The 25,582-nt window shown below is 54.6% G+C and carries 20 protein-coding genes and 1 riboswitch; of the genes, 9 read left to right on the top strand and 11 right to left on the bottom strand.

The genetic code is table 11. From position 1 onward, the window contains the following. Both B1757_RS06020 and B1757_RS06015 read right to left on the bottom strand, forming a co-directional pair. On the bottom strand, positions 1 to 504 hold the full coding sequence (locus B1757_RS06020) for a DUF885 domain-containing protein (RefSeq protein ID WP_101537460.1): 504 nt from the start codon (positions 502 to 504) through the stop codon (positions 1 to 3). A 5-nt stretch (positions 505 to 509) separates the two neighbouring features. Further along, positions 510 to 2,054, bottom strand: a complete 1,545-nt coding sequence (locus tag B1757_RS06015) for an OpgD/OpgG family glucan biosynthesis protein (RefSeq protein WP_101537459.1) — start codon at positions 2,052 to 2,054, stop codon at positions 510 to 512. A gap of 348 nt (positions 2,055 to 2,402) precedes the next feature. On the opposite strand from B1757_RS06015, the gene B1757_RS06010 reads away from it, so the two are divergent. Further along, entirely contained in the window at positions 2,403 to 3,836 is a 1,434-nt protein-coding gene (locus tag B1757_RS06010) for a dihydrolipoyl dehydrogenase family protein (RefSeq protein ID WP_101537458.1), read from the top strand. A 9-nt stretch (positions 3,837 to 3,845) separates the two neighbouring features. Here B1757_RS06010 and B1757_RS06005 read toward each other — a convergent pair whose 3' ends face one another. From B1757_RS06005 to B1757_RS05995, 3 genes are read right to left on the bottom strand one after another with little or no spacing between them, the layout of a single operon-like run. Beyond that, entirely contained in the window at positions 3,846 to 4,322 is a 477-nt protein-coding gene (locus tag B1757_RS06005; protein WP_101537457.1) for a DUF4149 domain-containing protein, read from the bottom strand. Beyond that, a complete protein-coding gene (locus B1757_RS06000; protein WP_253253742.1) occupies positions 4,319 to 4,987 on the bottom strand; it encodes an alpha/beta hydrolase in 669 nt (222 codons plus the stop codon). Before B1757_RS06000 ends, B1757_RS06005 begins: the two co-directional genes overlap by 4 nt. Continuing rightward, positions 4,980 to 6,308, bottom strand: coding sequence for a sigma-54 interaction domain-containing protein (locus tag B1757_RS05995; RefSeq protein ID WP_101537455.1), 1,329 nt, complete (start codon positions 6,306 to 6,308; stop codon positions 4,980 to 4,982). Before B1757_RS05995 ends, B1757_RS06000 begins: the two co-directional genes overlap by 8 nt. Before the next feature lie 255 nt (positions 6,309 to 6,563). Here B1757_RS05995 and B1757_RS05990 point away from each other — a divergent pair, with 255 nt between their 5' ends. From B1757_RS05990 to B1757_RS05975, 4 genes are read left to right on the top strand one after another with little or no spacing between them, the layout of a single operon-like run. Further along, positions 6,564 to 7,289 carry an MBL fold metallo-hydrolase gene (locus B1757_RS05990; protein ID WP_101537454.1) on the top strand — a complete coding sequence of 242 codons (726 nt, stop codon included), beginning with the start codon at positions 6,564 to 6,566 and terminating at the stop codon, positions 7,287 to 7,289. A 10-nt stretch (positions 7,290 to 7,299) separates the two neighbouring features. Then, positions 7,300 to 8,934, top strand: coding sequence for a cytochrome ubiquinol oxidase subunit I (locus B1757_RS05985; protein ID WP_101537453.1), 1,635 nt, complete (start codon positions 7,300 to 7,302; stop codon positions 8,932 to 8,934). A 12-nt stretch (positions 8,935 to 8,946) separates the two neighbouring features. Next, positions 8,947 to 10,080 carry a cytochrome d ubiquinol oxidase subunit II gene (gene cydB / locus B1757_RS05980; RefSeq protein ID WP_101537452.1) on the top strand — a complete coding sequence of 378 codons (1,134 nt, stop codon included), beginning with the start codon at positions 8,947 to 8,949 and terminating at the stop codon, positions 10,078 to 10,080. 15 nt (positions 10,081 to 10,095) lie between these two features. Beyond that, the gene (locus tag B1757_RS05975) at positions 10,096 to 10,293 is read left to right on the top strand and encodes a cytochrome bd oxidase small subunit, CydX/CbdX family (protein WP_101537451.1); all 198 of its coding nucleotides are present in this window, start codon (positions 10,096 to 10,098) and stop codon (positions 10,291 to 10,293) included. A 233-nt stretch (positions 10,294 to 10,526) separates the two neighbouring features. Here B1757_RS05975 and thiC read toward each other — a convergent pair whose 3' ends face one another. After that, complete coding sequence (thiC, locus tag B1757_RS05970; protein ID WP_101537450.1) at positions 10,527 to 12,413, bottom strand: phosphomethylpyrimidine synthase ThiC; 1,887 nt, start codon at positions 12,411 to 12,413, stop codon at positions 10,527 to 10,529. 62 nt (positions 12,414 to 12,475) lie between these two features. Beyond that, positions 12,476 to 12,572, bottom strand: a riboswitch (TPP riboswitch). 152 nt (positions 12,573 to 12,724) lie between these two features. Between thiC and B1757_RS05965 the strand changes: the two genes are divergently transcribed. After that, a complete protein-coding gene (locus tag B1757_RS05965; protein ID WP_101537449.1) occupies positions 12,725 to 14,350 on the top strand; it encodes an ABC-F family ATPase in 1,626 nt (541 codons plus the stop codon). Here the strand turns inward: B1757_RS05965 and B1757_RS05960 are convergent. After that, complete coding sequence (locus tag B1757_RS05960; RefSeq protein ID WP_101537448.1) at positions 14,313 to 14,603, bottom strand: hypothetical protein; 291 nt, start codon at positions 14,601 to 14,603, stop codon at positions 14,313 to 14,315. The two genes, B1757_RS05965 and B1757_RS05960, sit on opposite strands and share 38 nt — an antisense overlap. Next, positions 14,596 to 16,047, bottom strand: coding sequence for a phosphomannomutase (locus B1757_RS05955; protein ID WP_101537447.1), 1,452 nt, complete (start codon positions 16,045 to 16,047; stop codon positions 14,596 to 14,598). The genes B1757_RS05960 and B1757_RS05955 overlap by 8 nt, the downstream gene beginning before the upstream one ends. A gap of 175 nt (positions 16,048 to 16,222) precedes the next feature. Here B1757_RS05955 and B1757_RS05950 point away from each other — a divergent pair, with 175 nt between their 5' ends. The 3 genes from B1757_RS05950 to B1757_RS05940 all read left to right on the top strand — a co-directional run bounded on the left by B1757_RS05950 (position 16,223) and on the right by B1757_RS05940 (position 21,982). Beyond that, positions 16,223 to 19,549 carry a DEAD/DEAH box helicase gene (locus B1757_RS05950; RefSeq protein ID WP_253253741.1) on the top strand — a complete coding sequence of 1,109 codons (3,327 nt, stop codon included), beginning with the start codon at positions 16,223 to 16,225 and terminating at the stop codon, positions 19,547 to 19,549. Positions 19,550 to 19,664: 115 nt separating this feature from the next. Then, positions 19,665 to 20,036, top strand: coding sequence for a hypothetical protein (locus B1757_RS05945; protein ID WP_101537445.1), 372 nt, complete (start codon positions 19,665 to 19,667; stop codon positions 20,034 to 20,036). Beyond that, positions 20,033 to 21,982, top strand: coding sequence for a lytic transglycosylase domain-containing protein (locus B1757_RS05940; RefSeq protein ID WP_253253740.1), 1,950 nt, complete (start codon positions 20,033 to 20,035; stop codon positions 21,980 to 21,982). The genes B1757_RS05945 and B1757_RS05940 overlap by 4 nt, the downstream gene beginning before the upstream one ends. Before the next feature lie 9 nt (positions 21,983 to 21,991). Here B1757_RS05940 and B1757_RS05935 read toward each other — a convergent pair whose 3' ends face one another. The 3 genes from B1757_RS05935 to B1757_RS05925 all read right to left on the bottom strand — a co-directional run. Further along, the gene (locus B1757_RS05935; RefSeq protein ID WP_301179156.1) at positions 21,992 to 23,653 is read right to left on the bottom strand and encodes an EAL domain-containing protein; all 1,662 of its coding nucleotides are present in this window, start codon (positions 23,651 to 23,653) and stop codon (positions 21,992 to 21,994) included. A 202-nt stretch (positions 23,654 to 23,855) separates the two neighbouring features. Beyond that, entirely contained in the window at positions 23,856 to 24,248 is a 393-nt protein-coding gene (locus B1757_RS16015; protein ID WP_368233151.1) for a hypothetical protein, read from the bottom strand. A gap of 43 nt (positions 24,249 to 24,291) precedes the next feature. Continuing rightward, positions 24,292 to 25,582 (bottom strand): ISAs1 family transposase (locus tag B1757_RS05925; protein ID WP_101537243.1); only part of this gene is annotated, 1,291 nt, incomplete at its 5' end.

Here is a 25,582-nt window from a genome sequence, read left to right as displayed (position 1 = left end):
TCAGACTTCTCCAGTGAGAATACGGCGACTGACCAGAACCTTGCTGCGCTTGAACAAGGTTTGCCACAGGCGGGACACTGCGCCTAACCAAGAACGATCCATGGGAAGAGAGGCCATCGTGCTTCGCCGAATGGCCGGAGCCACCTGCTGCTGCAACCATCGGCAGGAGCGCACATCCTGGGCCGCATTGACCGGCTTGTTCAGAGAAAGGTCGAGCCGGGCATCCAGCTCGTCGCCATTACCCAGAGTCGCCAGTGCCTGATGGAGGCTGGCAAAAGCCCGGGCGAAAAGCGCCTCCTGGTCTACAGTCACTTCTTGCAACTGGCGGATTACCTGGGCGCGGATCCACACGCGCTGGGCGTCAGCGAGTGCCAAGCGCGCCATGTAACGCTCCATACGGGCAAGAACCGGTGCGCTATGGGCGACGACCATAGCCTCTGCCGACCAAGCCGGCAAGCCTTCGCCTGCAGGGTTGACGCTGTAGCTTGATTCATCTTTGAACATGACACCTACTCCTTTGCCGCATGAAGAAGATAAGTCCAGGTATTGGTCATCACCTGCTTATCGAGGGTTAAATAACAACGTACATTACTGGGTGTACCGGCCTGAGGTTGAATGACTGCAATCACTCTCCAGAAATGGGCTTTGGCATCCCATTCCAGTTTTTGACTAAGCACCTTACCCCCATTTTCCGCACTGAGATGCGCCACAATCGGCATACTGCCGGGCAGTTTCGTCAGCGCACCGCCTGCAAAATCAATCACTACCGTACGCGCCCCGGCCGTTTTGGTATCATCGCCCAAATAGGTACCCACCGGATGGGCCAGGGGAATCAAGCCATGGTTATCCAGGAAGAAACGCAGGTTGTAGGCAAAATGCAGGGGGGTCTTCGGGGCGGGTTCCCGGGCAGGCACCCAGAAAACATCAATATTGTCCATGTCGCGGTTGTTGGTCGGCAGTTCCACCAGACGAACCTGACCCTTCCCCCAATCACCCACCGGCTGCACCCAGACGCTGGGACGCCGCTGATACTGAGTTTCGATGCCTTGATAGGCAGAAAACTGGCGATCCTGCTGGATCAATCCGAAACCCACAGGATGATCCATGCTGTAAGTCGTGGTTTGAATTTGCAGCGGATTATCAATGGGTCGAGTCAACCATTCACCATTACCATCCGCCATGACCAGATCGCTGGAATCATGCTGGGCGGGATGCCAGTCACCGGCGGTAATACCGCGACCATGGCCATGCCAGTACATGCTGGTGAGGGGCGCGAGCTCCAGAACCTGCACCGGTTTGCGTAGATAGATGGTCGCCTGCACCTGCACCGTGGTACTGTCGCCGGGCTGAATGGTGAAACGATAAGCCCCGGTCGCAACCGGACTGTCCATGAGTGCGTAGACAACCATGTCCTGAGCGCCGGGTTGGGGTTTTTTCAGCCAGATTTCCTTGAAATACGGGAAAATTTCACCGGAAGGTTGGGCGGTATCAATCCCCAGGCCACGGGCGGAAGTACCATATATGGCGTGTTTCCCGACCGCACGGAAATACGTCGCCCCCAGAAAGGAAATAAATTCGTTATAACTGGGCGGCGTGTTGAGGGGAGCCAGCAAACGAAAACCGGCATAGCCCAGGTTGTCGGGCAGATCTGCGGGTACCTTGAGATCGCCGAAGCTGAAGTCGCTGAGTTTGAAGGGAATGGGACGCACCTGACCATTGACCACTTCCCGGATCACCTCCGGCTGATGAAACCAGGAACCCGGCAGGTAGAACTGCGCCTGGAAAGGGGTAGTGTCATTTTGCCAGAGCGGTGAAGTATCCTGAATCTGACTATATTGTTCAGGACTGAGATTCTTGAGAAAGGCAGGTATTGGCAAGGACCGGGAATCATAGGGTCTTTCCACCAAGCTATGCGCCTTGGACTCTACCGTATGCAAATTAAAATCGTCTGCGAGAGCCGCAGCACCATACACCCAGCCTGTCAGACCGAGTATGATGACTGAAACAAACTTCAGAGAGGATCGAGGGTGAGGATATTTATGCATATCAGCCATAAAGCAGGATCCATGCCAATATTTTAGATGCTTGTTAAAAATGATTTTTTTAAATTTATCATCATCAATCTGTCGCTTCAGCCCGACGTGCCGCCGCAGAATTGGTCGGAAATAATGCCACGAAACGTACTCCATGCAGCCCCATGATTTGGGCAGGAGATTACAACAGCCTGAAAATATTAATTTATCGTCAAATCCTGTTAAACTGATGGAGGAACAGTCATCGATCAGGCAGGGTCATAACAAATATTATGTCGTCGCCGAATAACAACAGCATTATTTATGGACGCCAAGAGCCTCATAATCAGCTTTTAAAAATATCTTCAAGCGCATGAAAAGGATGGGTTTATGACAAATCATCAAGTAGATCTCACCATTATTGGCAGTGGTCCCGGGGGCTATCGGGCCGCAGTACTGGCAGCTTTACGTGGCCAGAAAGTGGCTATTGTCGAAAGTGCTACTTGGGGCGGAACCTGTCTCAATCGTGGTTGTGTTCCCAAAAAGGACTGGCATGAAACAGCCAAATGGATAGAACAAAGTCGGCATTATGCGCAGCGCGGGGTGGTTGGTCCGGATTTGACGGGGGACATGACCCTGGCCTGGGAACACCAGCACCAAGTCGTCAATACGGTACGGAGTAGTTATGTCGATTACCTCAAGCGCCTGGGCGTGCAACTGTTGGATGGCCTCGGCAGTTTCCAGGATCCTCGGACCATTGTTGTGCGTGGTCAGGATGGTGAAACCCAGCAAATACAGACTAGCTACAGCATCATCGCCACGGGCTCCACGCCGGTACTGCCCCGTGGCATCCAGACCGTCCCCGGGAAAGTACTCACTAGCGATATGCTCTACGACGACGCAGCTCCTGCCGGCAAACGCGTCATTCTCATCGGTGGTGGCGTGATCGGTACCGAGTTTGCCTATATTTTCCGGCAGCTGGGTAAAGAGGTGCAGTGGCTGGTGAACTCCCCTTCTCTGTCCCATACCCAGTATTCACCCCAGGCCAAAGATACTCTGAAGGCCGCTCTCCATACCCTCGACATTCAGGCCCAAGAGCATTTCCGGGTGAGCCGCATTGATCAGGACGCTCAGGGCGTGTCCGTATTTGCGGAAGACGGACGGCAGGTTCAAGGCGACTGGGTGCTGCTCGCCACTGGGCGGCAGGCCTTCACCCAGGGACTGGACCTGGAAAACACAGCCGTTCAACTGGATGAACAGGGCTTTGTGGAAACCGATGCTTATCTGGAAACCGCAGAGCCTGGCATTTTCGCTCTGGGTGATGTGGTGGGTCCGATCATGAATGCCAACCAGGCCATGAGTGATGCACAAATCATTGTCCACAACCTGCTCAGCGAGGAAAAAACCGCACGCAATCCGGCCTGGGTACCGGAACTGGTATATTCCGCCGTAGAACTCGCGCGCATTGGCCTGGATGAAGATACCGCCGAGGATGAAGGCTTTGAACCCGCCGTGGGCTTCGCTGCCTTTGAGACTTCTCCACGCGCCCTCGGGCAGGATGACACCGCCGGTTTTGTGCGGTTGCTGGCGGACATGGACAGCGGTGAATTGCTGGGAGGCGAAATTGTCGGCCGGGATGCCGGTGAACTGATTCATCTTCTCGCCAATAGCGGCAATCGCCAAGAGGCGCTGCGCCGCATTGCCGAAACCCGCGTCAACCATCCCTCGCGCGCCGAGGAACTGGTCAACGCTACCGAAACGCTGGCAGCCCGCTGGGGACTGGAAGCACAGATTTTTGGTGCCGGTGAGCCAGAAGAGGATTAGGAGCGCAACTTACCAGGGCGTGCCGAACACGCCCCATATTCCTACCAGAATGACCACAAAAGACAGGCTGAGATTGGTGTTCGCCAACATTCTCACCTGTCCCAGCGCCTTGGCGCCTGCCTGCCAGTCCTGATCACGCACTGCCCTCCGCAAACGCTTGAGCGGCGCAAAAAAAGTATGCAAAACAATCATGACCATGATGGTGCCGAGAACAACCATCAGCCATACCGGAACAGACAGAGCGGCGAAACCTCCATAAAAAACAAATACCATGCTGTAACCGGTCACGAGTAACAAGACCGAGGCAATCAGCACCCAGAAAAAGAAACGCCGCAGCAGCACATGCATCAGAGCAATGCGCGTGCTGTTCTGGCTGATTTCCTTTTTCAGAGTCGGTGCCAGTACCATCGTCACGAAAAACAAACCGCCAATCCAGACGATCACCGCGAGAATATGCACAAACTGCTCAATCCAGAGGGTATTCATGATGTTACCTTATTATCCAGTAAAATATTGTCCAAAAATTGCCGTGCATCCGCTAGTTCATCCGCACAAATATGATGATCCATGGGATAAGTATGAGTACTGAGCACATACCCCTCTGATTCGAGGAGTTGTTGGGCAATTTCCATATATTGCAGAGGCAGAACCGGATCGGAACGACCATGCCCCCAAAAAATCGGAATAGGCTTTTGTGCTCTGGGTAGCTTCTGGCGTAGAGGCAAATAGGCGCTGAGAGCCAGGACGGCGGCCAGGGGATAAACCTGATGTAAGGCCAGGTAGAGAGACATCGCCCCACCCTGTGAGAATCCGCCGAGGATCAGGGGCTGACCGTCGGCTTTTTCATGATCCAGCAGTAAGGCCAGGCGCTGCCCCATCCTTTGCATGCCTGCAGCATCTTCTTCCGAATCCTGACCCAGGCCGTAAATATCATACCAGGCACGCATTTTGCGCCCGGCGTTGAGGGTGACAGCCTGCTCTGGCGCATCGGGGATGACCCAACGAAATTGTTTTTCTGGATCCATATGTTCTGAAAGCGGCATCAAATCTTCCTTGGAGGCGCCCAGACCATGCAGCAACACGATACAGGGTGCGTTTTCCTGACGGGCAGGACGAACCCACAAACCTTCCGGCCAGATATGCTCATTCATGGGAATGTTCCTCCTTCAAGGCATCCAGTTTACGATACAAGGTCCGTTCACTGACTCCCAAACGGGCGGCCAGACTCCGCCGGTCACCCGGAAAAGAGCTCCGCGCCCAGCGTAAATACTGTGCCTCCAGCTCAGCCAGAGGTACCAAAGCATCTACTCCGGGTGGTTTCTGCATATCCTCTGGGACGACTGAAGACGAGGGCTGTAAAACCGGTGGTAAATGCTGAGGAAGAATCCACTGCTCATCGGCCAGTAAAGCGGCTCTTTCGAGAATATTGCGCAATTCACGAATGTTGCCCGGAAAAGCATACCGTTCCAGTAACTGCAGGGTTTCCGGATGCAACTGCAAGCCCTTAGCCACCGGAATACGCTGGAGCATCGCTTCAGCCAACAGGGGAATGTCATCCAGGCGTTCACGCAAGGCCGGCAATGTGATGGGAAACGTGTTGATGCGATAATATAAATCCTGCCGAAAGCGTTCTTCAGTGACCATTTTTTCGAGGTTGCGGTGAGTGGCGGAAATCAGCCGGAATTGGGACCGCAGGGGTTCTATCCCCCCGACCCGGCGAAACGTCCCGGTTTCCAACAGGCGCAGCAGCTTCACCTGCAGACTCAAGGGGATATCACCGACCTCATCCAGAAACAGACTGCCTCCGTTGGCAGCTTCCACCAGGCCGATTTTCCGGGAGTGAGCCCCGGTAAAGGCCCCTTTTTCATGACCAAACAGCTCACTTTCAAAGAGTGTTTCCGGTAAACCGGAGCAGTCCACAGTGACGAAAGGACCGTGATGCCGGGTGCTGGCCTGATGAACAGCCGCTGCCGCGAGCTCCTTGCCGGTACCCGATTCCCCCAAGAGAAGAACGGAAGCCTCGCCGGGTGCAACCCGCCTGATCAGGCGCACCATTTCCCGCCATGCCGCCGATTGTCCGACCATGGCAGGGGCGGCTTGCGCCTCACCATCCGGAAGTACATTGAGCAGCTCCAGAAAATAGACGACTTCTGCGCGCTCATTGCGGATGGGATATAAATCAATATGGGTGTTCCCGGTTGAGTGCGTATGTACGACATGCTGATCTACACCCGTCTGTTGACAAGTATCGAGGGGACAATGGTTACCACTTTGGTGACAGGAAAAACCGGCCTCGGCCATGATTTCAGCACAACGTCGACCTTGCAGGGGTTTGCCATCCCCAAAAGTCCGTCGATAGGCCTGATTGGCGGCCAGGACCGAGTAATCACTGCATAACAGAACTGCCGGGATACTGAAGCAATCCAGCAATGAAGTCATTTCCGGTCGTAATTGCTTAAGCAAATCTGTCATGTACTCTCAACAATCCCGTATGTGCCCTGCCAATTGTAGCAGTCTCTGCCAGATCGTCCATGTCAATTTTGACAGTTTTCCGAGCCATCACTGCCTATCCATATCCGCTGATATCACCTTTAAACGCTTGGTTAAACAAATAACCATCTGAATAATATAAATTTGTAAATTATAAAAATATTGGCATATACACATCTGAAAATGGCACAGGCTTTGCTATAGCTGGGTACCAGAGTTACTGACAAGGATGGTCCCATGATTTTCAGACAACTTTGCCATGCGCGCAAAGGCACACTCAGTTATCTGCTGGGCGATCCTGTTACCCGGGAAGCAGTCCTCATTGATCCAGTTCCGGAGCTTCTGGACAGCCTGACTCGCTTCATCCACGAACGGGGGCTCATCCTGACCTACATTCTCCAGACCCATTACACTAAGGAGCAGTTTGCTGCCGGCGCGCAGTTGAGAACAGGCAGCGGCGCCCGCATGGTTGCCCATGAAAGCGCCCGGGATGAGGCTCTTGATCTGCGCCTGCGGCATCAGGATGTTCTGTATTTTGGTGAAGAAAGACTACAGGTATTGCATACCCCGGGGCAAAGCCCTTGCGCAGTGACCTATTTCTGGGAAGACCGCTTATTCACCGGCAAAACCCTGTTGGTCAACAGCACTCTACCCTGTTCCAACACGGATGCTGCGCGCATTTTATACCAAAGTATCACTCAGCATTTGCTGACATTTCCAGGGGAAACCTTGGTTTATCCTGGCCTGGAGAATAAAGGGAGGCGCCTGACCAGTATTGAAGAAATCCGCCGCAAAGACCAATGGTTCCATAATCAACACGGGCATCGGGAAATGTTGGGTAAATATTCCCGGCTGTTCAGCAAAGACGCACATAAAACCCGTCACATAGTAAAAAAACCCGGGGCATCGGATGAAGAGGTGCACCGTTATAGTCCGGATTTTAAAGCTCCGGTTTCTTTGTAGGAGGATGTTCATGGATATGTTAATCAATCCCACGGTGGTCGAGCTTTCGCGCCTGCAATTTGCGCTGACCGCTCTGTATCACTTTCTATTTGTTCCCCTGACCCTGGGCCTGACCTTTATCCTGGCCACCATGGAATCAGTGTATGTGATCACCGGAAAGCCCATTTATAAGGAAATGACCCAGTTCTGGGGCAAGCTTTTCGCCATTAATTTTGCCCTGGGTGTGGCCACGGGTTTAACCATGGAGTTCGAGTTCGGCACCAACTGGTCCATGTACTCTCATTTCGTGGGGGATATTTTTGGTACACCTCTGGCCATTGAAGGGCTGATGGCCTTTTTCATGGAATCCACTTTTGTGGGCATCATGTTTTTCGGCTGGGACCGGATCAGTGCCAAAGCCCATCTGGTCGTCACCTATCTGGTGGCACTGGGCTCCAATCTCTCCGCCTTATGGATTTTGATCGCCAATGGCTTCATGCAGGATCCCCGGGGCGGCACCTTTGATCCCAACACCATGCGTTTGGAATTCAGCAGTTTTGTGCAGCTGATATTCAATGAAGATGCCCAGGCCAAGTTTGTCCATACTTCCATCGCGGGTTTTGTGACCGGCTCCATGTTCGTCATGGGAATCAGTGCCTTTTACCTGCTCACCAACAAGCGCAAGGACATTGCTCTGCGCTCCTTCCGGATTGCGGCTGTTTTCGGCGTAATTTCCACCATTGGTGTAGTCACCCTGGGTGACGCCCTGGGCTTTATTGATGCCAAGGCTCAACCGATGAAAGTGGCGGCCATGGAAGCCATCTGGAACACCGATTACAACACGGCTTCCGCCTCCTGGAATCTGATTGCCTTCCCCGACAAGGCGGCTGGGAAAAACCTGTTCGAAATAGGTATTCCCTATGTATTGACGCCTTTGCTGACCCACTCCGAAGATACGGTCATTCCCGGCATTCACCAACTGGTGGATGAAGCCAAACCCAAGGTGGTCAATGGCATCAAGGCCATGGTGGCGCTGAAGGAATACAATCATGACCACAGCAACCTGCAGGCTCTGGCGACCTTCAAGCAATATCAGGCCGATATGGGTTACGGCTTCCTGGCCATGCAGTACGCTCCCGATCAGGATCTGAAAAAGGTGGATGCCAGCAATATGACCAGCGTGGTGGACAAGACTGCGCAGGAAACCGTGCCCAATGTCTGGGTGGAATTCTGGGCTTTCCGCATCATGGTGGCTTTTGGTTTCATCATGCTCGCCATTTTCGCCTTTGCGGCTTATTTCAGCCTCAAGAATGATATCGAAAAACATCCCCTGTTGCTGAAAGTGGCCATGTGGAGCATTCCCCTGCCCTGGTTCGCCTGCGAGTTCGGCTGGATTACCGCCGAAAATGGTCGGCAACCCTGGACGGTATACCACATGCTACCCACCTTTGTTTCCGCATCCAGTCATAGCGTCAGTTACATGATTTTTTCCCTGATCGGCTTTGTACTGCTCTACAGCTCTTTCATCGCCGCCGAAATGTACCTGATGTTCAAATATGCCCGTCTCGGTCCGCAAGTTTCGCATCACGGGCATGACAAGGCTCCGGCCGGTGGTGGTATGGCAGCTCAACCTGCTTTCGCCAAGCCCAGCCTGAACAAGCAATAAGGAGTCAACATTATGGATCTTTATATCGGACTCAAAGTATTGTGGTGGGTGCTGCTGGGCGTACTGCTCATGGGGCTTGCCATCATGGTGGGCATGGATATGGGCGTCGGCACTCTGCTGCGCTTTGTCGGCAAAAATGACGGCGAACGCCGCCAGGCCCTGAATGTGGTCGGCCCGCACTGGGATGGCAATCAGGTCTGGTTCATTCTCGGGGGAGGAGCGATTTTTGCCGCCTGGCCTACCCTCTATGCCACGTCTTTTTCGGTGTTTTACATTGTCATGATCCTGCTGCTGTTCAGCATGATTTTGCGGCCAGTGGCTTTTGAATATCGCTCCAAAGTGGCAGCCAGCAAATGGCGGGATTCTTGGGACTGGGTGTTTCTGGTTTCCGGATTTCTGCCCATGTTTGTCTATGGCGCGGCCATCGGCAATATTCTCGAAGGCGTCGGCTTTCATTTTGGCTGGGACGGCCAGTATTACCAGACCGAGTCTTTCATCTGGTATCTGCTCAATCCCTTCGCCATTCTCAGCGGTCTGCTGGCAGTCAGCATGTCCATCTATCAGGGCGGTGCCATGCTGATGCTGCGCGGGACTGACCCCATCTCCAGCCGCGCGCGCAATTATGCCAGTACTGCCGGACTGGTGGCGATTGTGCTTTTTGTGATCGGTGGCTTCATGATTGCCGGTATGCATGGTTATCGCCTGATCAGTGGCGATCCGGGTATGCCTGCCAATGCGGTGAGTGGTCAGGTCGTGCACTTGGCGTCCGGTGCCTGGTTGGATAATTATGCGGCCCAACCGATTTTGTGGCTTGTACCTTTAATAGCCATTGCCGGCATGCTCCTGGGGGCGATGATGCTGCGCGCCAACAAGCCGATCATCGGCTGGTGGCTGGGTGCCATTGCCTGGATCGGTATTCTGGGCACGGTAGCTGCTTCCATGTTCCCTTTCCTGATGCCTTCATCAGACAATCTCAATCAGAGCCTGACCATCTGGAATGCTTCGGGCAGTCGTTACAACCTGATCTGGATGACCATATTTACGGCCATTTTTGTACCGACCATTCTCTCCTACACCACCTGGTGTTTTCGGGTCATGCGCGGCAAGGTCATCAAACCGGATCCCGCTGATGATCATGCCTATTAAAGGAGGTATTGCATCATGAAAAATCTATTCACTTTTGCCGGGATGGCGCTGATTTTGGCCTTATCCCTGTTTCTGGCAGTGATTACCGGTGACTACGGCCCCTGGTACTTTGCCTGGCTGGTAGGAACCACCATGATTGTGCTAATTGCCGTCGCCGGCGCGGTCATGTACGAAAAACAGGATGGGGAGCGCCAGGGTAAAACCGGCCATTGACACTAAGGAGCCTGCAGATGCATCTGGAAGACTATATTTTCTTTTTACCTGTGGTCTATTTTTTCATCACCGTTATCGCGTATTTTTATACCCGTAAGCGGTTCTGAGGACTATCCTTGACCAGATCATGATCTGGTTATAAACAAAGGCCCTGATTTTCAGGGCCTTTTTATTGGGCTTGGAAACTATGTAGTGACCGTTGGTCGCGCCCTTTTCAGGAATCAACGCAGGCTTCAACGCAAATAAATATTTTTCCCCAATTTCCGGAAGTCTTGGGCTTTTTCCTGCAAACCCTGGGCACGGGCTTTTTCCAGATCTTCTGCTCCCTGACCACGCGCATATTCCTGCAAATCCTGAGTGATTTTCATGGAACAGAAATGCGGCCCACACATGGAACAGAAATGCGCGGCCTTGGCGCCTTCCTGGGGCAGAGTTTCGTCGTGGTATTCCCGGGCTTTTTCCGGATCAAGACCGAGATGAAACTGATCTTCCCAGCGGAACTCGAAACGGGCCTTGGACAGAGCATTATCCCGCACCTGAGCACCGGGATGTCCCTTGGCCAGATCGGCGGCATGGGCGGCAATCTTGTAGGTGATAGCCCCTTCCCGCACGTCGTTTTTATCAGGCAGACCGAGATGCTCCTTAGGGGTGACGTAGCAGAGCATGGCGGTGCCGTACCAGCCGATCTGCGCCGCACCAATGGCACTGGTGATGTGATCATAGCCGGGGGCAATATCGGTGGTCAGCGGTCCCAGAGTATAAAAAGGCGCTTCGTAACAGTGCTGTAGCTCTTCGTCCATATTGGCGCGAATCATCTGCATGGGCACATGTCCAGGGCCTTCAATCATGACCTGTACGTCGTGTTTCCAGGCAATCTGGGTCAATTCGCCCAGGGTATGCAATTCGGCAAACTGGGCTTCGTCATTGGCGTCGGCCAAAGACCCGGGCCGCAAGCCATCACCCAGGGAAAAACTGACGTCATAGGCTTTCATGATTGCGCAGATTTCCTCAAAGTGGGTATAGAGGAAACTTTCCTGGTGATGGGCCAGACACCATTTGGCCATGATGGAACCGCCTCGCGACACGATGCCGGTGAGGCGGTTCGCCGTCAGCGGCACATACCGCAGCAGCACACCGGCATGGATGGTGAAATAATCCACACCCTGCTCAGCCTGTTCAATGAGGGTATCCCGGTACAATTCCCAGGTAAGATCCTCGGCCTTGCCATCAACTTTTTCGAGCGCCTGATAAATGGGCACCGTGCCAATGGGTACCGGGCTGTTACGAATGATCCACTCGCGGGTTTCATGAATATGCTTGCCGGTAGACAAATCCATGACCGTATCGGCGCCCCAGCGAATGGACCAGACCATTTTTTCCACTTCCTCGGCGATAGAAGAAGTCACTGCCGAATTACCAATATTAGCGTTAATTTTGACCAGAAAATTACGGCCAATAATCATGGGTTCCAGTTCCGGATGATTAATATTGGCAGGAATGATGGCCCGACCCCGGGCAATTTCATCGCGGACAAATTCCGCTGTCACTTTTTCTGGTATCTGAGCTCCAAAGGATTCGCCACGATGCGCCCGAAACAGTTCAGGATGCGTAGCCCGCAGTTTTTCCAGGCCCTGATTTTCGCGAATGGCGACGAACTCCATTTCGGGAGTGATGATGCCGCGCCGGGCATAATGCATCTGAGAAACATTGGCACCTTCGGCTGCACGGCGGATTTCCCGGCGCTGCTGGAAGCGCAGATCAGCGGTTTTGGCATCGGCCAGGCGGGCGCGACCATAGGCAGAACTGGGTTCGGGCCGATGCTCCAGAGGGGTATCCATCGCCGTCCACTGCCAGCGGGTAGCCGGAAGTCCGGCATGAATATCGATGGACGTTTCGGGATCCGTATAGGGACCGCTACAGTCATAGACGGGAATGGCGGGATTATGTTCAACACTGCCATCGCGATTACGGGAGTCGGTCTGCTGGATTTCCCGCACGGGAATACGCAATTCCGGATAGCGTTCCCCTTGGAGATAAGTTTTGCGGGAACCCGGGATAGGCCCTAGGGTGACTGAGGTTTCCTGCAGGGTGTTGGTCAGATCCGTGGGACGTGTAGCCATTGCGATTTCCTCCATGTTTCATTGCCTTGCATGAAACCTGATCTGAATAGAAAACGCGGACACACCACCCTACTGCGCTTCCCTACGCCGGCATGACCCGGATCAGGTTCCAAGGGTTCCTCTCAGCCTGCCCCCTGGCAGACGCCCCCAGCGTTGTTAATCTGTTTCAAAGTAATGGATAGTATGACTGACTGTCAACTCTTAGCTTTTCCCAAGGACGCATGTGTCCTTGGGCAAGGCTGAATGTAGCAACAGACTATTCATTCAGTGTTATCATCCCGCCCATTCATGACCGCTTTGTGGAGTTTGCCGTGCTCAGCACCCATCAACTGACTATGCAGTTTGGTTCCAAGCCTTTGTTTGAAAATGTGTCCGTGGATTTTGGTGACGGCAATCGCTATGGCCTGATAGGTGCCAACGGCAGCGGTAAAACCACCCTCATGAAAATTCTCGGCGGCGATCTGGAGCCCAGCTCCGGGAATGTCAGCCTGAGTAGCGGCGAGCGCCTGGGCAAGCTGCGTCAGGATCAGTTTGCTTTTGAGGATTATAGTGTGCTCGACACGGTGATGATGGGGCACGCCGAATTCTGGAAAGTCAAACAGGAACGTGATCGCCTGTATTCCCTGACCGAGATGAATGAAGAAGATGGGATGGCGGTCGCCCATATCGAAAGTGACTTTGCTGAACTGGGCGGTTATTCAGCGGAGGCACGCGCCGGTGAACTGCTGACTGGCGTAGGTATCCCTCTGGAACAGCACAACGGCCTAATGTCGGCCGTGGCTCCGGGCTGGAAATTGCGGGTGCTGCTGGCGCAGGCATTGTTTGCGGACCCTGATATTCTGCTACTCGATGAGCCCACCAACAACCTCGACATTCACACCATTCAATGGCTGGAAGAATTGCTGGCGACAATCCCCAGCACCATCATCATCATTTCCCATGATCGACATTTTCTGAACAGTGTTTGCACCCACATGGCTGATCTGGATTATGGCGAATTACGCATATATCCCGGTAATTATGATGAATACATGCGGGCCTCCACCCTCGTCAAGGAGCAACTCCTGGCCGATAACGACAAGAAAAAAGAAAAAATGGCGGAGCTGCAAAGTTTCGTCAGTCGTTTTTCCGCCAACGCCTCCAAGGCCAAACAGGCCACTTCCCGCGCCCGCCAGTTGGAGAAAATTCAGCTGGAAGAAGTCAAACCTTCCAGTCGACAGAATCCCTATCTGGTTTTCCAACAGGAACGCAAGCTCTATCGCTACGCCCTGGATGCCAAGGATTTATCCAAATCTTTCGACGAGTTGCATCTTTTCCATAAAATGCGCCTGCATATTGAGGCTGGTGAACGCGTGGCCATCATCGGTGCTAACGGCCTGGGGAAAACCACCTTGTTACGTTGCCTGATGGGCGAAGTGGAACCCGACGCCGGCGTCATCAAATGGGCGGAAAATGTCAACATCGGTTATTTTGCCCAGGATTACGCACCGGAATTTGACGAGGACATGACTCTTTTCGACTGGATGTGTCAATGGCGGAGCGAAAAAGATGACGATCAGGTGATTCGTGGCGTACTCGGTCGCCTGCTTTTCGGCCAGGATCAGGTGGGTCGTTCGGTCAAGGTATTATCCGGCGGCGAAAAGGGGCGGATGCTCTTCGGCAAGCTCACCCTGCAAAAACCCAATGTGTTGATTCTGGATGAACCAACCAATCATCTGGATATGGAATCCATAGAATCCCTGAACAACGCTCTGGAAAAGTTCGATGGCACTCTGATATTTGTCAGCCATGACCGGGAGTTTGTCTCCTCTCTGGCTACCCGCATCATCGAATTTACGCCCCAGGGCATTGAAGATTTCAAGGGCAGTTACGAGGACTACCTGCTGAGCCAGATCAGCGTCAGTGACGCCGGAAAAAAGGGCGTGAAAAGCCGATAACCAACAAAAAAACAGCCAGCAGGAAAATGCCGCCGATCCATTTCCAGCGCACCATATTGAGAATATTGGCCAGATGCAACAGACTCTGGGCTTCGGCATTCACACCATGATGTACTGCCAGCACGGCGACGGCGTTGGTTTTGAACACTACCCCCAGATAACGAACGACCATCAAGAGCAAGTCGATAACAAGCAACGCGGTCCCTACATATATCCATCCGGTCCGGGTAAAACGTGGCCACACCTTAAACATGCCAGCCCTGCATAATCTGCAAGGCGGCACGCAGCATTCTTTCGGCTTCCTCCGCAGAATCCGCTTCCGTATAACAGCGCAGTTCCGGCGCATTTCCCGAGGGGCGCAGGTGAATGATGGAGCCGTTTTCCAGAGTCACCCGCAATCCATCGGTGCGATCTATACTCCGGGCAGGACCGGACACTGTGCCAAAAGACTGATCAAAAACCAAGCGATTGTGCTTCTCATCGTCGCCATTGAAGGTATCCAGATGCTGCTGGCTGAGAGTGCCCGGAAAATTCTGGAGACGGTCACTGGCGGTAAAACGCGGCGGTAGAGTCTCCAGCAACGCGGCAAGGGCCACGCCGCGCTCCTTTGCCGCTGTCAGCACAGTAAGCATGGGGAGAATCGCATCCCGGGTCGGTAGGGGCTGCAAGGTATGACCATGCCTCTGCAGGGGACTACCCAGCAGGAACCCGCCGTTGGCCTCATAACCGACCACCGGTGCTTCACCGGCAACCAGCGCCTCCTGCATGGCGGCAATTACGTAAGGTGAACCTATGCGGGTGCGGCGAATCCGGGCAAATAGTTGCGCACGTTCCAAAGCGCTGTTGCTGCTGACTGGCGTGACGACACTATGGGCACCCAGGGCTTGGGCCGTCAGCACGCCCAGCACATCCCCCCGCCACCAGCGACCGCTGGCATCGGCAATCATGGGGCGGTCCGCATCTCCGTCAGTGGTCAGCAAGGCATCCAGTTGATGTTCGAGCACCGCTTGCCGGGCCAGTAGCGTATCTTCAGGGCGCAGGGCCTCCGTATCCAACGCCACGAAGTCCGCTGAGCGTCCCAGAGGAAGCACTTCAGCGCCCAGATCTTTAAGCAAGTCCACCAGAAGATCCCGGGCCACCCCGGAGTGCTGATAAACACCCAGACGCAGTCCAGACAAGCTACCCTTACCAAAAAAATCCCGATAACGCTGCTGATAAGCCTGCAGATAACGGGTATCTGCTTCCGGTAAATGCGGCGCCTGCAACAAGGCGCCCGCCTCCGTAAACAATCCCGGTGCCACCTCCATGTCCTGGGCAAGAATACCGGCTTCGTCAGCTTTCATCAGTTCGCCGTGGGGGCGATTAAACTTGATACCATTGCGGTCAAAAGGAATATGACTACCGGTGACCATCAGCGCCGGGACACCGGCCGACAAACCGGCATAAGCCAGAGCGGGTGAGGGCAAGTAGCCAGCGAATTGCGGCATCCCGCCCTCGACCAGCACTGCAGCCCAACTGGCAGCGAGAATACGAGGCGTGCTGGGGCGCAGATCCCCGCCAAGAACGACCTGATCACCTTGGCGAAACTCGCCGATGTCTCGGAGATAACGCAGGAAGGCCCGCACATGGACGTAAACCACCTGATCTGTCAGATCGCTCACCAAGCCCCGCAACCCGCTGGTGCCAAATGCTGCCATGTTCACTTTGCTCCTTTTTCCACGACCAATTTCCACGACTTATGCGCATGATAACTAGTTCAGGGCCGTGACGATATAACGAACCCCTCCCCAGACGGGTTAGGCCTGTGTATGATGAAAGTTTCGCCTTCACAAGAATTTTTCGCTCGAAATTATGGCAAATAATGATGACTGGATGAACTGGAGCCATGGTCCTGCTGTGGCTCCCAGCCTGGATACTTACGATCAAAATACCGTCAGGCACTGGCTGGGCGAGCAAGAGATCCGCAAAGCCCTCCCCTACCGCCAGGCAGTCCAGCATCTGCAAAGACTTACCGCCACGGAACTCAGCGCCCAGGTACAGGGTAGTGCCCGTGTTCCCTATCGAGTGGACATTCACCTCAGCCAGGGCCCCCTCATCAGCTTGTGTACCTGCCCGGTCGGCAGACACTGTAAACATGTGGCGGCCGTTTTGCTGGCCTACCTGCAGGAACGCGGTACACCGCAACCCGTCGATGGTCCCAGACCCCATGTCATGCAATGGTTGGGCGCTTTGCGCTCGCACCTGCATCCGCCACCGCGCAAAATCCCGAGTACCACCTATCGCCTGCACTGGATTCTCGAAATACGCCAACATCTGCAGCAAGGCCCTATCCTCTATTGTCTGAAAGCCCGCTTCACTAAACAGGGCGTTTGCAATGAACTCACCCCGTGGAGCAACTTTGAGCCGGCGCTGCGGCGTCCGCCCAGCTTTCTCGATGAAACAGATCAGGCCGCCATCCGCCGCCTGCTCATCGAAGACATTTACGCCAGTCGCAGTGGTCACTTCATGCTGGGACCCCGTCATGGCAGCGCGGCACTGAACATGTTAGCCGCCAGCGAACGTCTGTTCATGAATAAACCCGGTTCTTCACCACTGCGGATGGGGGACGTCCGCAGCGCTAAGCTCATCTGGAAAACGGGCAAAGCAACCGGCTCCAAGGACAGCGAGCAATTTCCGGTACTGATCACCGAGCCGCCCGCCGAGGTACTGCTGGCCCTGGATACCCCCTGGTATCTGGACAGTGATAATCTGGAGATCGGCCCCGTGGATACGCCCATCAAGATGGCGGTTCTGCAGGACTTGTTGCAGGCTCCTCCCCTCAATATCCAGGAGGCCGCCCTGCTCCGCAATCTGCTTGAAGAAACGGCCCCGGATCTGCCGGCGCCGGTTGTAGACCCCATCAAAGATCTTCCGGTCATTCATGCACCACTCCAGCCCCAGCTGTACTGTGACACCCTGGCGTTGATGGGCATGCAGTCCTATCGCCAGTACCCCAGCCTGTGGAGCTCCAGTTGTCGTTTTGATTATGGGCAACCCAGTTTTATTTACGGCCCTGCCCAAATTGCCGTGGATGACGACAGTGAAATCCAGACCCTGGACAATGGTGAAACCGTGCGGATTCAACGGGATCGGGAAGGCGAAAAAAATGCTCTGAAAATCCTCGCCAAAACCGGCATGAAAACTGCCAAGGCCAGTCTTTTTCATAGTCTGTCTTTACTTCCGCAAAACATGTACGGACTGGCGAGCGAAGGTGACTGGACCGAGTTCATGCAGGAAGGGGTGCAAATACTGCGCGAGCACGGCTGGGAAATACGCTGGCCGGAAGGTTTTCGTCATCACTTTTTGCAGATTGACGCCTGGGACATGCAGGTTGACGGAGAAGAAGCGGGTTGGCTGGGCCTGGATGTAGGTATTGTGGTTGAAGGAGAAAGACTGGCTCTGGCCCCCCTGCTCGGTGCTCTCTTTGCCCGGGACGGGCGCTGGCTCAGCCCCGGGGGCCTGAGCAGCATCCCGGATACGGAAAGCATTCACTTACACACTCCCTCGGGCGTACCCATTCAAACCCTGGCGCATCGTCTCAAACCCCTGGTCGGCACCCTGATTGATCTTTTCAGTCTGGGCACTGCCGGTCCTTTACGGGTTTCCGCCTATGATGTTACCCGCCTGACCCACATGGATATGGATCAGTGGCGCAGTGAAGGCATGGAAGCTATCCGCCGCCTGAGCCAGCGCCTGCCCCAGAGTGGTGAAATCCCCCCCGTCGAGGCACCACAGGGTTTTGCTCTGCCTTTGCGGCCCTATCAACAGGAAGGTCTGGCCTGGCTGCAGTTTTTACGGGAACACGATCTGGGCGGCATTCTTGCTGACGACATGGGCCTCGGCAAAACGGCTCAGACTCTCGCCCATATCCTGCTGGAAAAAGAAAGTGGACGCCTGCAAAATCCGGCCCTCATCATCATGCCCACCTCGCTGATTCATAACTGGCGGGAAGAAGCTGAACGCTTTGCCCCGGCATTGCGGGTCCTTTCCCTGCACGGCAAGGAACGTCTGGGACTTTTCCAGGAAATGGTCAATCATGATTTGATTCTGACCACCTATCCGCTGGTCTGGCGGGATATTGACCTGCTGAAAGCCCAGCAGTTTCATCTGTTGATTCTGGATGAAGCGCAAATGGTCAAAAACGCCCAAAGCCGGGCTGCTGAAGCTATCCGCGAAATACCCACTCACCACCGCCTGGCCCTGACCGGCACACCCCTGGAAAACCACCTGGGTGAACTTTGGGCGCAGTTTGACTTTCTCCTGCCGGGATTCATGGGGGATTTGCCAAGCTTCCAGAAAATCTGGCGCGGCCCCATCGAACGTCATGGCGACGTTGACCGCCTGGATCTACTCGCCAAACGCGTCCGTCCTTTTATTTTGCGCCGCAAGAAAGAAGAGGTAGCCCAGGAACTGCCCGAAAAAACCATCATTATCCGTTCGGTGGATATTGAAGGTACCCAGCGCGATCTTTATGAAACGGTCCGCAGTGCCATGGACGAACGTATCCGCCAGGAAATTGCTGCCAAGGGTTTCCAGCGCAGTCAGATTGTCATTCTCGATGCCATGCTTAAATTACGACAAGTGTGCTGTGATCCCCGCCTGCTCAAAAGTGACAAGGCCCGCAAGGTTCAGGAAAGCGCCAAACTGACCCTGCTCATGGAGATGATTCCCGAACTCCTGGCCGAAGGTCGACAGATTCTGCTGTTTTCCCAGTTTACCGAAATGCTGGCGCTGATCAGTGGGCGTCTGGATAAAATGCATATTCCGTATGTGCAACTTACCGGGAGTACCCGAGATCGCAAATCGCCTATTGATCGCTTTCAACACGGCGAGGTTTCCCTGTTCCTTATCAGCCTCAAGGCGGGAGGTGTAGGGCTGAATCTGACGGCCGCCGATACCGTGATTCATTACGACCCCTGGTGGAATCCGGCCGCCGAAAACCAGGCCACCGATCGCGCCCATCGCATTGGCCAGCAGCGCCGGGTATTTGTCTACAAACTGATCGTAGCGGGCAGTATCGAAGAAAAAATACTGGCCCTGCAAGAACGCAAAGCGATTCTGGCATCCGGCGTACTGGACAAGGCGCGCAAGGACAAGTTGCAGTTTGGTCCGGAAGATCTGGCTTCGTTGCTTGCACCCTTGCCCGAAAACAACCGCTGAGGAACATATCTAAGCTTTCTGACAGGACCCGCTGATGGCACTATAATGGGAGCAGGTACATTATTTCCGGGATTGTTCATAGTGATCCATCCCTCATAAATATCAGGAAAAAGACATGAACCAGCAAGAAGAACATCGTCGCGATCGCTTCATTATCAGCGGTGCCCTGCATGGGGTTACCGATTCTGCTCTGGCAGAACTGAAGTTTTTTGAAGAAATGGGTGGGCATGTGGAAGTGCTCCCGGATAAACATCTGGTGCTGATCCAATATGATGGTCGCTGTGGTGCCGAAGTCGAGGCGAAAATGGTGCAGATTTTAAAGAAGGCCGGTGAAAACTGTGATTCCCACGGCGTCATCTGTCATGGTAAGGATCACTGCGAACCCCTGAACCTGCATGTGGGGCCGCTAGCCAAAGATCATCCGCAACGCTCTCATTCCCTGGCAAAACATCTGGGTCGCTGGCTGCATATAAAAAAGCAATCGTGAAAAACTATTTCACTCACACATTACTGGCGGCCAGTATTTTAGTGCTATCCAGCACTGCAGTCGCCGATCCTTCTTCACTTTCGGCAAGCCAGGAATCCTTGTTGCAGAATGCCGCCCAGGCTTTCGCTCAGGGCGATTACAAGCCTGCAGCAGCGGCTTTCCCGTTACTGGCAAACACCTACATGGGGGCGTGGGTCGGATACTGGTCCCTGCAACCTCGGCTCAAAACACTCACCCAGGAGCAGTATCAGCAATATTCTGCGCAGTTTCCTGATGGTGTTGCGCATCATTTGTTACGCCGGCAATGGCTGATCCAATTGGCCCATCGCCAGGACTGGAATGACTTTACGACAGTTTATCAGGCGGGAAACAAACCGGACCTCATACAGTTGCGCTGTGATGCCTTCCGTGATCCGGCCTTGCAAAGTACCTCAGTGGTTTCACCTTATTTTTTATGGCGCAGCGCTCCGGCCACTGATCATTCCTGTAATGCCATGGCTCGTGACAGTCTACAGCAAGGTCTGATTACTCAAGATCAGCTCTGGCAACGCCTGCAACAAATGTTTACCGCTACGGCTTTTACGGCTGCCCGCCAGTTTGCTCCCTACCTGAATGGCTTTGCCGGAGGCCAACTCACGGCCGTCATCGATCATCCTGACCAGTGGATTCAGGCCAGAATCCAGCAATATGACCATATATCCTGGCCGGCCAACTCCACCCGACTGCTGGAATTGGCCTTGTTGCGCCTGGCGGCCAGTCAGCCTGCTCTGGCCGTCCAATATGTCACCCAACTTCAGGCCCTGGATTCCAGCCAAAAGTCACGGGTTCTCTACCAGGCTGCCTTTCAGGCGACCCGATCTTTTCGTCCTAGTGCCGGTCAATGGTATCAACAGGCTTATACTACAGACCCGCAGTTACATCCGCGCCCTGAGGTGCTGGCCTGGATGATCCGCACCGCCATCCGTGATGGGCGCTGGGCCATGGTGAGTACGGCGCTCTCCCTCATGGATAACGCACAACGTCAGGATCGGCAGTGGCAGTTCTGGAAAGCAGTAGCCCACCAAAAAATGGGGCAGATCGCTCAGGCCAAGGCAGAATTTTCTACCCTCGCTTCACCCTGGACTTATTACGGACAATTATCCATGGCCGCCCTGGGACAATCCCTGCGCCTGGATCGGGTATCACCCGAGCTGGAGCCAGTGGCCTTGGCAGCATTGCCGGAAAATGATTCGGAGCGGGCCGCCATCAAACTCTATCAGCTGGGATTGTATTATGACGCCTTGAGCGCATGGGATCATGTTCTGAAAAATCTTGCCGGTCCATCCCAGATCAGGGCTGCGGCACACATGGCTTTCCAACAGCAGGCATGGCTTCTCGGCATTCATGCGAGCAGCCTGATTCCAGACGGCGGTGACTGGAAACAAGGTTATGTGCTCCCCTACGTCGGGGAAATCAGTGACGCTGCCATGCGCACCGGATTGCATCGGGCTTTTCTGGCGGGCTTGATTCGTCAGGAATCCGGCTTTGCGTTTGGTATCCGTTCGAATGTTGGCGCACAAGGGTTGATGCAGGTCATGCCGGCCACAGCCGCCTGGCTGCAAGCCCACATTCCCGCTGCGGCCAATGCAGATCTGCATAGCATTCGCGGGAATCTGGTATTGGGCTCCAATTATCTCAGCCTGCAGCAACAGAATTTTGGTGGCTCGGAGTTACTGGCTGCCGCCGCCTACAATGCCGGCCCCGGAGCTCCCAAACGCTGGCTGAGAAGCTGGACAGGACCGACCCAGGGCCCTTGGGCAGGCCCCATATTTACCGCCAACATCCCCTATCAGCAAACCCGCCATTATGTGCAGAGCGTGCTCACCAACACTGTCATCTATGCCGCTATTCTCGACCACCAGGCCCAGGATATCTGGCCCCATTGGCAACTGACACCCGGACAATAATTCGCCATTTCACTGGTTCGCCAGAAGCGGTTGGTAGCTGCGGACCCAATCAGGAATGGCTGCAGCCGGCATCGGCTTGGCAATGGCGTAACCTTGCAACAGATTCACACCCAGCCTTTCCAGCTTGCGCGCATGCTCCAGCGTCTCTACACCCTCCGCCACAATTTCCATCCCCAGCGCCTGGGCGGTAGAGGTGACGCCGGTGACAATGGCCAGATCCTTATCGTCCACCAGAATATCACGCACAAAACTCTGATCAATTTTAATGGTTTGCGCCGGCAATTTCTGCAAATAGGTGAGTGAGGCATTACCCGTCCCGAAATCATCCAGAGCGATGTGAATACCCAGCGCATTAATGGCCTGCAAGGTCATGATAGCGGAAGGAAAATCCAGCATCGGTGCACTTTCCGTCACTTCGAGTTCGATCAGCTCCCGGGGGAAATCGGGGTAACCTTCCAGAACAGCATGCATATCCTGCATAAAGCTGGAATCCAGCAAATGCCGGGCACTGATGTTGATACCAATTCGCAACCGAATCCCCTGCTCCAGCCAAAGCAGCCCTTGATGGATGGCACTATCCAGCACAAAGCGCCCGATTTTTCCTGCCAGCAGCGGATGATCCAGCGCACTGAAAAATGAATCTGGGCTCAACAGCGTACCATCCCCCCTATCCAGGCGTAACAGGGCCTCCACGCCGAGCACCGGACCGTGCAAGGCCACCAGGGGCTGATACCAGAGCACCAAGGCGCTTTCTTTCAGCGCTTCTTCGGCAAGGCGAACCCCCTCAGCAATGGCTTGCTGACGCGCTTCCAGAACCTCGTCATAAAAAGCAAAAGTATTGCGGCCCGCCGCCTTGGCTGCATACATCGCCAGATCAGCCAGACGCATCAATTGTCCGGGATTGTGCGCATCTTCGGGAAAAGCCGATAAACCAACAGTTGCTGAAACCGTGACCAGGCTGCCTAAAACTTCAACCGGATCAGTAATTTTTCTTAAAGCCTGAGCCAACATGGATTCTATGACGGGTTTGTCAAGCGGGGCAAAAAGAATCAAACCAAATTCATCCCCACCCAGACGGGCAATGATATTCTCCTTACCAAAAAGCCTTTTCATACGTTTCGCCAAGGCTTTCAGCAGCAAATCTCCACTATTATGACCAAACAGATCATTGATTTGCTTAAAACCATCCAGATCAAGGATAGCCACATAAAATTTTCGCTGTTTTCGGTCATCACACTGACAGACATTTTCCAACTCATGTTGAAAGAGGAGTCGATTGGGTAATTGGGTCAAATAATCATGGCCCGCTTGATGCGCGAGTTGTTCTGCCAGTTGACGACGTTGCGACACATCATGAAAAACCAGAACTACCCCGAGTATTTCCCCGCTCCGCGAACGGATCGGCGCAGCCGAGTCTTCAATGGCATATTCTGATCCGTCGGCACTGATCAACGTGGTATGATTGGCCAGTCCCATAACCCGACCTTCATCCAACACCCGGTGAACGGGATTAGGGACCGCCTCCCGGGTTGTTTCATTGATTATCTGAAATACTGTGTCTAAGGGCTGACCTTGTATTTGGGAGATTTTCTGACCGAGCAAGTTTTCTGCCACAGCATTGGCACCGGTTACTCGCGCCTGGGTGTCTGTGGTAATGACAGCATCACCGATGGAAGCAGGGCTCCGTCAAGCTCGCCAGATATAGTAGCAGAGGTTTTCGCCACTGATTTTAATGGTGGTTTGAAGGGGCTATAGTTGGTGGAAATGCGGCATTTTCAGGCGATTTTGGGTGCAGAATCGTGAATGGGGTGGCTGACGGACGCAGCTCGCCCTCCGGAGCTATTCTCGGATAGGTAAACCCCGTGGTGGCGCCTCAGTATCCGAGTTGGCGGAGCGTTTTGTGCGCGCTGGCGGCGAAATCCCGGCACGCTTTGGCGATATTCTTGACGCCAGTGAGACGCATAATGCTCATGGCCAGTTCGCGCAAGGTCGCCATCATATGGGGACCGTTCTGGGTACGGACTTGGGAGAGGTCCTCGTGGAAAGTCACATCGCGGACATGATGGTTCCGGTTTTCAATTTCCCAGTGACCACGGGCCAAGCCCAACAGATTTTCGGGCGTGGCACGATCCGGGGTCAGGCTGGTGAGTCCGAAGGCATAATCATCCCGAATCGTGCCCTCTTTGCTGTTGATGGTGGAGCGTTGGATCAGGAAAGCTTGTCCGACATGCGGAAAATGGAGGCCGGTTGCCCGGGTGGCGACGATGATTTTGCGGTATTCAAAGCGGCCATGCCCGACCTCTGTGGTTTCAGCGTTGAGGGGGAAAATCGCCCCAAGGGAGGCACGTCAGACGGTCGCGGAGTTTTCGTTGATTGCCTTTGACGGCGGTGAAGAGATAATCGGCTTTCTTGTCTTCGACGAGGAAGCGGGCGGTCTCCCGCTGGGTATGCAGGGCATCGGCGGTGACGACCTTGCCCGCGATGTTGACGTCCTGGAGCAGGTTGCGCAGTTCTGGAATTTCGTTGGTTTTCCGGGCGATTTCTTTTTGCGCGATGGTGGCCCCCTGTCCATGCAGGAACGCGCTGAGCAGATGCACCTGAGCGCCGTCTGCGCGTGCGGCCCCTTTGAGGACTTTGCCATCGACGGCCACCGCTTCAAAGCCCGCCGTACCCAGTAGCCAGGCGCCGATCGCCGCATCCAGCGCCTCCACATCGGCCCCTTGCAAGACGCGCCGGATGGTCGGTTCGGAGGGGGCGAGGTAGCGCTTGGTTTTGGGATCGAATCGGGCGCGGATGCGCTTCAATTGAGCCTGGGTCAAGCGACCGCCCCACTCGGCGATGGCGGCATAACTTTCGGCCCGCGTCAGGACAGCGGCCACGGCCACCGTCAGGATGGCCGGGAGGGGATGCTGCTTGCCTAGTTTGCTGCGGGTATCGGGAAGGCGGAAAAAGATTTGGCGCAAGCCTTCCATTTGCGCGTCGCTCAACGTCACGGTTTGCATGGGGGTATGGGTCCATTCGAGTTGGGGCTGCGGCTGGGCCAACCAGGCCCGCGCCTGTGGATGGAGAGGAAAGAGCAGAAGACGTTTAGGTTGGCCGTGGTGGACATAGCCACCACCGGGACGGCGGGCGAAGCCCTTGGTTCCGCCGACATCCACCCAGTTGGCGGCCCGGTAGCAGGCACCGGTAAAACGGGGGGATTCCACAAAGGTCTCAGCCAGCACGATGGGATGCCCATAGACGGATTGCCAGTCCGCAGAGAGCCTGTGCAGGTTCAGCGCCAGAATACGGGACGCCAGATTCGGGAAGGATTCTCCGGGCAGGATCAGAAAACGGGCATTGTTGGCGATGAGATGCAAGCGCTGGCGGCGCAAGATCCAGGACCAGCCGATCCACCGATCCCGCGCCTGGCATTGAAAAGCGGCGGCATGCCAGCCCAGTAACGCTACCCAGCGACCATCGAGCGTAGCCACATAGCGCAGGTTACGGCCCGCCAAGGTGCGAAAGCCCCGGTAGTGATACGTTTGCATCAGCGTATTCCAGCGTTCCCGCTCCGTGGGCAGGATGGGTCGCACCTGAACACGGTGCAGGCTGGCTTGC

Source organism: Acidithiobacillus marinus, assembly GCF_002847505.1.
Taxonomy (GTDB): Bacteria; Pseudomonadota; Gammaproteobacteria; order Acidithiobacillales; family Acidithiobacillaceae; genus Acidithiobacillus; species Acidithiobacillus marinus.
The sequence above is the reverse complement of the archived record's forward strand: the minus strand, read 5'-3'. Positions and strand labels throughout refer to the sequence as shown.

Bases quoted from the DNA above. Each gene is read 5' to 3' on its own strand.
- thiC (WP_101537450.1), bottom strand. From the start codon at position 12,413: ATGGCTACACGTCCCACGGATCTGACCAACACCCTGCAGGAAACCTCA.
- B1757_RS05990 (WP_101537454.1), top strand. From the start codon at position 6,564: ATGATTTTCAGACAACTTTGCCATGCGCGCAAAGGCACACTCAGTTAT.
- B1757_RS05985 (WP_101537453.1), top strand. From the start codon at position 7,300: ATGGATATGTTAATCAATCCCACGGTGGTCGAGCTTTCGCGCCTGCAA.
- B1757_RS06015 (WP_101537459.1), bottom strand. From the start codon at position 2,054: ATGGCTGATATGCATAAATATCCTCACCCTCGATCCTCTCTGAAGTTT.
- B1757_RS05995 (WP_101537455.1), bottom strand. From the start codon at position 6,308: ATGACAGATTTGCTTAAGCAATTACGACCGGAAATGACTTCATTGCTG.
- B1757_RS05960 (WP_101537448.1), bottom strand. From the start codon at position 14,603: ATGTTTAAGGTGTGGCCACGTTTTACCCGGACCGGATGGATATATGTA.
- B1757_RS05975 (WP_101537451.1), top strand. From the start codon at position 10,096: ATGAAAAATCTATTCACTTTTGCCGGGATGGCGCTGATTTTGGCCTTA.
- cydB (WP_101537452.1), top strand. From the start codon at position 8,947: ATGGATCTTTATATCGGACTCAAAGTATTGTGGTGGGTGCTGCTGGGC.
- B1757_RS05945 (WP_101537445.1), top strand. From the start codon at position 19,665: ATGAACCAGCAAGAAGAACATCGTCGCGATCGCTTCATTATCAGCGGT.
- B1757_RS05955 (WP_101537447.1), bottom strand. From the start codon at position 16,047: ATGGCAGCATTTGGCACCAGCGGGTTGCGGGGCTTGGTGAGCGATCTG.
- B1757_RS06010 (WP_101537458.1), top strand. From the start codon at position 2,403: ATGACAAATCATCAAGTAGATCTCACCATTATTGGCAGTGGTCCCGGG.
- B1757_RS06000 (WP_253253742.1), bottom strand. From the start codon at position 4,987: ATGAATGAGCATATCTGGCCGGAAGGTTTGTGGGTTCGTCCTGCCCGT.
- B1757_RS06005 (WP_101537457.1), bottom strand. From the start codon at position 4,322: ATGAATACCCTCTGGATTGAGCAGTTTGTGCATATTCTCGCGGTGATC.
- B1757_RS06020 (WP_101537460.1), bottom strand. From the start codon at position 504: ATGTTCAAAGATGAATCAAGCTACAGCGTCAACCCTGCAGGCGAAGGC.
- B1757_RS05950 (WP_253253741.1), top strand. From the start codon at position 16,223: ATGAACTGGAGCCATGGTCCTGCTGTGGCTCCCAGCCTGGATACTTAC.